Source organism: Streptomyces sp. WAC04114 (genome assembly GCF_019733245.1).
GTDB lineage: Bacteria > Actinomycetota > Actinomycetes > Streptomycetales > Streptomycetaceae > Streptomyces > Streptomyces massasporeus_A.
This window is the reverse complement of record NZ_JAIGQA010000087.1, coordinates 23,008-30,963: the sequence shown is the minus strand read 5'-3', so window position 1 is coordinate 30,963 and position 7,956 is coordinate 23,008. Positions and strand designations below refer to the sequence as shown.

At 72.1% G+C, this 7,956-nt stretch carries 6 protein-coding genes; 5 read left to right on the top strand and 1 reads right to left on the bottom strand.

Going from position 1 to position 7,956, the window contains the following annotated elements:
* The 5 genes from sucB to K4G64_RS22120 form a co-directional block, all read left to right on the top strand.
* On the top strand, nt 1-1,121 hold a 1,121-nt coding region (gene sucB / locus K4G64_RS22140), incomplete at its 5' end, for a 2-oxoglutarate dehydrogenase, E2 component, dihydrolipoamide succinyltransferase (protein ID WP_221757761.1).
* 370 nt (nt 1,122-1,491) lie between these two features.
* On the top strand, nt 1,492-2,115 hold the full coding sequence (locus K4G64_RS22135; protein WP_184556718.1) for a GntR family transcriptional regulator: 624 nt from the start codon (nt 1,492-1,494) through the stop codon (nt 2,113-2,115).
* 268 nt (nt 2,116-2,383) lie between these two features.
* Entirely contained in the window at nt 2,384-5,086 is a 2,703-nt protein-coding gene (gene aceE, locus K4G64_RS22130; protein ID WP_221757760.1) for a pyruvate dehydrogenase (acetyl-transferring), homodimeric type, read from the top strand.
* Between the two features lie 59 nt (nt 5,087-5,145).
* The gene (locus K4G64_RS22125; protein WP_221757759.1) at nt 5,146-6,132 is read left to right on the top strand and encodes a YafY family protein; all 987 of its coding nucleotides are present in this window, start codon (nt 5,146-5,148) and stop codon (nt 6,130-6,132) included.
* A gap of 53 nt (nt 6,133-6,185) precedes the next feature.
* Nucleotides 6,186-6,707 (top strand): DUF4240 domain-containing protein, encoded by a 522-nt coding sequence (locus tag K4G64_RS22120; RefSeq protein WP_221757758.1) that lies wholly within the window; start codon nt 6,186-6,188, stop codon nt 6,705-6,707.
* Nucleotides 6,708-6,933: 226 nt separating this feature from the next.
* On the opposite strand, the gene K4G64_RS22115 is transcribed toward K4G64_RS22120, so the two are convergent.
* Nucleotides 6,934-7,794, bottom strand: a complete 861-nt coding sequence (locus K4G64_RS22115) for a peptidoglycan recognition protein (RefSeq protein WP_260460785.1) — start codon at nt 7,792-7,794, stop codon at nt 6,934-6,936.
* Nucleotides 7,795-7,956 lie beyond the last annotated feature (162 nt).

Genomic DNA, 7,956 nt, shown 5'->3' with positions numbered 1-7,956 from the left:
AGCCCGCTCCGGCCCCGGCGCAGCCCGCTCCGGCCCCGGCGCAGCCCGCTCCGGCCCCGCAGGCCCCGTCGGCTCCGGCCCCGCAGCAGCAGACCACCCCGGCTCCCGAGCCGGCTCCGTCCGCTCCCGCGCCTGCCCCGGCTCCGGCCCAGGCCCCGGCCGCTCCGGCCGCCGCCAAGCCGGCCGACGACGGCGCCTACGTCACCCCGCTGGTGCGCAAGCTCGCCGCCGAGCAGGGCGTCGACCTGGCCACCGTCAAGGGCACCGGCGTCGGCGGCCGTATCCGCAAGCAGGACGTCGTCGCCGCCGCCGAGGCCGCGAAGAGCGCCGCCGCCACCCCGGCCCCCGCCGCTGCCGCCCCGGCGGCCGCGAAGAAGGCCCCGGCGCTGGAGGCGTCCCCGCTGCGCGGCCAGACCGTGAAGATGCCGCGGATCCGCAAGGTCATCGGCGACAACATGGTCAAGGCCCTGCACGAGCAGGCCCAGCTGTCCTCGGTCGTCGAGGTCGACGTCACCCGCCTGATGAAGCTGCGCGCCCGGGCCAAGGACGCGTTCGCGGCCCGTGAGGGCGTCAAGCTCTCGCCGATGCCGTTCTTCGTCAGGGCCGCGGCCCAGGCGCTGAAGGCGCACGCGCCGATCAACGCCCGGATCAACGAGGCCGAGGGGACCATCACCTACTTCGACACCGAGAACATCGGTATCGCGGTGGACTCCGAGAAGGGCCTGATGACCCCGGTCATCAAGAACGCCGGTGACCTCAACCTCGCCGGTATCGCCAAGGCCACGGCCGACCTGGCGGGCAAGGTCCGCGCCAACAAGATCACCCCGGACGAGCTGTCGGGCGCGACCTTCACCATCTCCAACACCGGTTCGCGCGGCGCGCTCTTCGACACGATCATCGTGCCGCCGGGCCAGGTCGCGATCCTCGGCATCGGCGCGACGGTCAAGCGCCCCGCCGTCATCGAGACGGAGGAGGGCACGGTCATCGGCGTCCGCGACATGACGTACCTGACCCTGTCCTACGACCACCGCCTGGTGGACGGCGCCGACGCCGCCCGCTACCTGACGGCGGTCAAGGCCATCCTGGAGGCAGGCGAGTTCGAGGTCGAGCTCGGCCTGTAGGCAACACCAGGTCTTGAGCCTGCTGCGGTGCCCCGTCCGGAACGTCTCCGGGCGGGGCACCGCGCTTTGGGGCGCTCGAGAACTCGGTGTGACCTGTCGTCGGGCGGCTGCGGGTTGTGTGGGGCTCTTCGCGCGGTTCCCCGCGCCCCTTGAGGCAGGCCCGCCGCGCGTGTCTGAGGGGCGCGGGGAACTGCGCGACCAGCCACCCACTACCCGCAGCCGCCCGACACCCCCGCGCCCCGAGCTCTTGGGCACCTCACGCCCCACCCCGTGTAAGCCTGATCTCACCTGCGCAAAAGCACCCCCGTCGGCTCACCCGGCGATGCGTCGTGGCCGTATTGTCTAAACGTCAACGCCCTAAGGAGCCCTCATGACCGCGCCCGTCATCCACTCGCTCCGCGAGCAGATCCGCGAGCACATCCTGGAGGGGATCATCAGCGGACGCTGGCAGCCGGGCGAGCGGATCGTCGAGCGCCGGATCGCCACCGAGCTGGAGGTCAGCCAGACACCGGTCCGCGAGGCCCTGCGCGAGCTGGAGTCCCTGCGCCTGATCGAGTCCGCTCCGAACAAGGGCGTGCGCGTCCGCAACCTCACGGCCGCCGACCTGGAGGAGAGCTACCCGGTCCGGGCCGGACTGGAGGCCATCGCCGCGGAACTGGCCGCCCAGGGCCTCGCGGAGGACTGCTCGGCACTGGAGCCCCACGTCAGCGCCCTGTACGAGGCCGACCGCAGCTCCGACGGCACGGCGCAGGTCCGCCACACCGTCGCCTTCCACCGCGAACTGGTCCGCGCCGCGGGCAACTCCGTGCTGCTGCACACCTGGGAAGGCCTCGGCATCGAGGTGTTCACGGCCCTGTCGATCCGCTGGCTGGGCACGCAGCAGCAGAGTTACGCGGAGGAGCACGAGGAGCTCGTCGCCGCGTTCAAGCGCCGTGACCCCCGGATCGCCGAACTCGTGAAGGCGCACGTCCTGGGCTGCGCACCCCGGGCGTGACACCCGAGCACCCTCTCGCTCAAACGCCTCCGACCTGCGAAAACCGTTCGAAAATCGGTCACCGCGTGCCACCGCCGGAGGCACCGCGTGCCTATTTTCTCGTGATCAAGAGGTTTTGCCCCTCAACCCTTTGATCGATCATCGATCAGCGAGTTAGAGTCGCCAACGGGCTTGCCACCCAAGCCCCAGCCCTGTCCTGCCAAAGACAAAGGGCACCCCCGATCCCCCTTGTGTGAGGGAACCCCCTTCGACTGAGGAAGGCGGCGACATGACCGACCCCAACGCCATCCAGCCGAGCGAGCTCGACCAGCTCCCCGACCGGGACCCGGAGGAGACCGCCGAATGGCAGGCCTCCCTGGACGCGGTCACCAAGGCTGCCGGGCCGCACCGTGCCGCATATCTGATGCGCCGCACGCTGGAGCGCGCCGAGGGCGCCGGCATCGCGCTGCCGAAGCTCCTCGAGACCGACTACGTCAACTCCATCCCGACCTCCGCCGAGCCGTCCGTGCCCGGTGACGAGGCGATGGAGCAGCGGATCACCGCCTGGAACCGCTGGAACGCGGCCGCCATGGTGACCCGGGGCAGCAAATACGGCGTCGGCGGTCACATCGCCACCTTCGCCTCGGCCGCCTGGCTGTACGAGACCGGCTTCAACCACTTCTTCAAGGGCAAGGAGGCCGACGGCTCGGGCGACCAGCTCTACATCCAGGGCCACGCCTCCCCCGGCATCTACGCCCGCGCGTTCCTCGACGGCCGGCTCAGCGAGGAGCAGCTCGACAACTTCCGCCGGGAGGCGGGCGGCAACGGCCTGCCCTCCTACCCGCACCCGCGCCGCCTGCCCTGGCTGTGGGAGTTCCCGACGGTCTCCATGGGCCTCGGCCCGCTGTCGGCGATCTACCAGGCGCGCTTCAACCGCTACCTCGCCAACCGCGGCATCAAGGACACCGCCGGTTCGCACGTGTGGGCGTTCCTCGGCGACGGCGAGATGGACGAGCCCGAGTCGACGGCGGCCCTCGCGCTCGCGGCCCGTGAGGAGCTGGACAACCTCACGTTCGTCATCAACTGCAACCTGCAGCGCCTCGACGGCCCGGTCCGCGCGAACTTCAAGATCGTGCAGGAGCTGGAGGCCCAGTTCCGCGGTGCCGGCTGGAACGTCGTGAAGACGCTCTGGGGCACGGCGTGGGACGAGCTGTTCCAGCTGGACACCACGGGCGCGCTCGTACGCCGCCTGCGCCAGGTACCTGACGCGCAGATCCAGACGTACCAGACCCGCGACGCGGCCTACATCCGCCAGGACTTCTTCGGCGGCGACCCGGCGCTCGTGGAGATGGCGAAGCTGCTGAGCGACGACAAGATCCTCGAGTGCTTCCACCTCTCGCGCGGTGGTCACGAGGCGCGCAAGGTGTTCGCCGCGTACAAGGCCGCCGTCGAGCACAAGGGCGCGCCGACCGTGATCCTGGCCCAGACGGTCAAGGGCCACACCCTCGGTGAGGGCTTCGCGTCGAAGAACGCCAACCACCAGATGAAGAAGCTCTCGGTGGACGAGTTCAAGAACATGCGCGACCTGCTCGAACTGCCGATCAAGGACAGCGACTTCGTCGACGGCGTGGTGCCCTACGGCCACCCGGGCGCCGACTCCCCCGAGGTCCGCTACCTCCAGGAGCGGCGTGCCGCCCTCGGCGGTCCGGCCCCGGCCCGGCGCGTGCACCCGGTCGCCCCGCTGCCCGCCCCCGCGGAGAAGGCGTTCGCCTCCTTCGACAAGGGCTCCGGCTCGCAGAACGTGGCCACTACCATGGCGTTCGTCCGTCTGGTCAAGGACCTGGTCCGCGACAAGGAGACGGGCAAGCGCTGGGTGCCGATCGTCCCGGACGAGGCGCGCACCTTCGGTATGGAGTCGCTGTTCCCGTCGCTCGGCATCTACTCGCCGAAGGGCCAGACGTACGAGCCGGTCGACCGTGACCAGCTGATGTACTACAAGGAGGCCAAGAACGGCCAGATCCTCAACGAGGGGATCACCGAGGCCGGTTCGATGGCCGACTTCATCGCCGCTTCGACGTCGTACGCGACGCACGGCGAGGCGATGATCCCGTTCTACATCTTCTACTCGATGTTCGGCTGGCAGCGCACCGCCGACCAGATGTGGCAGCTCGGCGACCAGCTCGGCCGCGGCTTCCTCGTCGGCGCCACGGCCGGCCGTACGACCCTGACGGGCGAGGGCCTGCAGCACGCCGACGGCCACTCCCCCGTGATCGCGGCGACCAACCCGGCGGCGCTGTCGTACGACCCGGCGTTCGCCTACGAGGTCGCGACGATCGTCAAGGACGGTCTGCGCCGGATGTACGGCGAGGCGGCCCCGGGTGAGGACCAGGACGTCTTCTACTACCTGACCGTCTACAACGAGCCGATGCCGCAGCCGGCGAAGCCGTCCGTGGACGGGATCGACGAGGGCATCGTCAAGGGCCTGTACCGCTTCAACACGGCGGAGTCGGCGGGCATCACGCCCCCGGCCAACGCCCCGCGGATCCAGCTGCTCGGCTCCGGTACGGCGATCCACTGGGCGCTGAAGGCGCAGCAGCTGCTCGCCGAGGAGTGGGGCGTGGCGGCCGACGTCTGGTCGGCGACGTCGTGGAGCGAACTGCGCCGGGACGCCCTGGAGGCGGACGAGGCGCTGCTGCGCGGCGAGGAGCGGGTCCCGTTCGTGCGGCAGGCGCTCCAGGGTGCCGAGGGGCCGGTGCTGGCGGTCTCCGACTACATGCGCCAGGTCCCGGACCAGATCGCGCAGTGGGTCGAGCAGGACTGGTCCTCGCTGGGCGCCGACGGCTTCGGCCTCTCGGACACCCGTGAGGCGGCCCGCCGCCACTTCGGCGTGGACGCGGAGTCGATCGTCGTCGCGGCCCTGGCCCAGCTGGCCAAGCGCGGCGAGGTCAAGGCGACGGCCGTGAAGGAAGCGCGCGAGCAGTACGGTCTGTGAGCACGGACCGTTGATCGGCAGGCCCCCGCCCCGGCGGGGGCCTGCTGCATGATGTGGCCATGCGTGCTGCCCGGCTGATCAAGATGGTGCTGCTGCTCCAGTCCCGGCCCTCCATGACGGCCGCCGAACTCGCCCGTGAGCTGGAGGTGTCGGAGCGGACGGTCACCCGGGACGCGCAGGCCCTGTCGGAGGCGGGCGTGCCGGTGTACGCGGACCGGGGCCGGGCCGGTGGCTACCGGCTGGTCGGCGGGTACCGGACGCGGCTGACCGGGCTGCACCGCGGCGAGGCCGAGGCGCTGTTCCTGTCCGGCGTGCCGGGGGCGCTGCGCGAGATGGGTCTGGAGGACGCCGCCTCCGCGGCCCGGCTGAAGGTGTCGGCGGCGCTGTTGCCCTCCCTGCGGGACGCCTCCAGGACGGCCTCCCAGCGGTTCCACCTGGACGCGCCGAACTGGTTCAAGGAGCCGAGAACGCCCGAGCTGCTGCCGGCCGTCGCCGACGCGGTGTGGGACGACCGGCGGATCGGCGCCCGCTACCGGCGCGGCGAGGACGAGGTCGTGCGGGAGCTGGAGCCGTACGGGCTCGTGCTGAAGGCGGGCGTCTGGTACCTGTGCGCGCGGGTGGCCCGGGAAGCGTCCTTCCGGGTGTACCGGATCGACCGGTTCACGGCGGTGGACGCGGACGGCGAGCGCTTCGAGCGGGAGCCCGATTTCGACCTGCCCGCGTTCTGGGAGGAGCGGGCCGAGCAGTTCGCGCGGTCCATCCTGCGGGCGCGGGTCGTGGTGCGGCTGTCCCCCGACGGCGTACGCGCCCTGCCGTACGCCCTCGACACGCTGACCGCCCGGGAGGCCCTGGCGGACGCGGACGCCCCGGGCGAGGACGGCTGGGTGACGGTGGCCCTGCCGGTGGAGTCCGAGGAGGTCGCCCGCACGCAGCTGGCGGCGCTGGGACCGGAGGTGGAGGTGCTGGCTCCGAAGAGCCTGCGCGAGCGGTTCGCCGCGGACGCGGAGCGGCTGGCCCGGCTCTACCGGCCCGACAGCGGCGCATAACGATCCCGCGCACTCCGGGTGCGCCCCCGTGCCCCAGGCCCGATGCTGGACCCGTGATGGACGAGACGGAGTTCTGGGAGCTGGTGGACGACGCCCGGGAGGCCTCCGAGGGCGACCCCGAGGAGCAGGCCGACCTGCTCGTGGACCGGCTCGCCCAGCTGGACCCGGACTCGGTCCTGGACTTCGCCCGTCACTTCGAGTCCCGCTACAACCGCGCCTACCGCTGGGACCTGTGGGGTGCCGCGTGGGTGCTGCTCGACGGGGCGAGCGACGACGCCTTCGACTTCTTCCGGTGCTGGCTGATCGGCCAGGGCCGCGAGGTGTTCGAGGGCGCCGTGCACGACCCGGACGCGCTCGCCGATCTGCTGGACGACTTCGACGAGGAGATCGACGGCGACGGCGAGGAGCTCGGCTACGCGGCGGACGAGGCCTACGAGCAGCTCACCGGCGTGGTCGCGCCCGACCTGGAGCTCGCGCCGCCGCCCCCGGAACCGGAGGGCACGCCGCTCGACTTCGAGAACGAGCGGCTGCTCGCGGAGCGCTACCCCCGGCTGTGGGAGCGTTTCAAGGGCTGATCAGGGCTGATCAGGGCTGATATGGGCTGATCAGACGGCCCGGCGGCGGCTCGCGCCGGACGGGACGTACGCGTGCGTCCCCTCGGCCCGCTCCGCGTGGCGCAGGGCAAGGGCCTGAGGGCGGTGGAGGCGGTGCCCCCGGCCGGGCCCAGGACGACGGTCGCGACCGCGCACAGCAGTGCCCAGGGGCTGCACGCGGCCCCGGCTCCCCGGCGCCACGGGGATCTCAGGAGGCCGCGCGTTCGCTGTGGCCTTGCTGTGGTCCGTCCGGCCGGCCCTGGAGCCGGGCCGCGAGCTCCCGGATCTCGGGCAGGCGGGCGTGCAGGGCGGCGCCCGGGCAGCTGGTCATGTAGCCGTCGTTGTGGCCGGCGAGGGCGGGCAGCCGGGCGGTGGATCCGGCCGCGTACCGGCTGAGGCCGTTGCTGGAGACCAGGCGGACGTCCGAGCGGGGGTCGGTGCCGGTCAGGCCGAGCTTCCAGGCGGACAGCGCGGCGATCGAGCGGATCATGGGCTGCGGGACCGGCATGCCCTCGGTGAAGGTGCCGAGGGCGGCGATGCCCGCCGTGCGGTGGTTGAAGCCCTGGGTGTGGGCACCGGTGACGGCGCGTTCCACGCCCCCGGCGCGGCCCTCGTAGATGGTGCCGCAGCGGTCGACGACGAAGTTGTAGCCGATGTCGTCCCAGTCGCGGGTGCCGGTCTGGCCGGTGTAGAGGTCCCGGATGATGCGGGGCGCGTCGGCGCAGTCGTAGCCGTTGGGCGAGTCCGTGTGGTGGACGAAGACGGCGGCGACCCGGTCGTCGTAGCGCGGGCGCGGCTGGGCGCGGGCGGCGTCGCCCAGCCAGTGCGCTCTCGGCTCGATGGGCGGGCGCGGGGCGGTGTAGGAGGTGGCCGGGGAGCGGGGCGCGGCGCGGGGGCCGGTGTCGGCGGCGTTCTCGACGCCGTGGGCGCACAGGAACAGCGCCACGACGGCGGCGACGCCCGGCAGGGAGCCGAGCAGCGCCCTCGCCGCGCGCGGCAGGCCGGCTATGCCGGGTGTCCCGTCGGCGGAGTGCCTGCGTGCGCCCCGCCGTCTTCGGAAGACACGCATGGTCCCACTGTCGGCCTGATCCGGTCCGTCCGCGATGTGTGCTGTGCCACCCGGTGGAACCATCGTCACGGTCCGCGACGTTTCTCCCTGTGCGCGCCCGCGCCGATTCCGATCAACGCGTGCGCGTGTGACTGATCACCGGGCCCTCCCCCCGCGTATTAA

What these genes read in the sequence shown, in the direction of transcription:
- K4G64_RS22135 (WP_184556718.1), top strand. Translation starts at nt 1,492, where the DNA reads ATGACCGCGCCCGTCATCCACTCGCTCCGCGAGCAGATCCGCGAGCAC.
- aceE (WP_221757760.1), top strand. Translation starts at nt 2,384, where the DNA reads ATGACCGACCCCAACGCCATCCAGCCGAGCGAGCTCGACCAGCTCCCC.
- K4G64_RS22125 (WP_221757759.1), top strand. Translation starts at nt 5,146, where the DNA reads ATGCGTGCTGCCCGGCTGATCAAGATGGTGCTGCTGCTCCAGTCCCGG.
- K4G64_RS22115 (WP_260460785.1), bottom strand. Translation starts at nt 7,794, where the DNA reads ATGCGTGTCTTCCGAAGACGGCGGGGCGCACGCAGGCACTCCGCCGAC.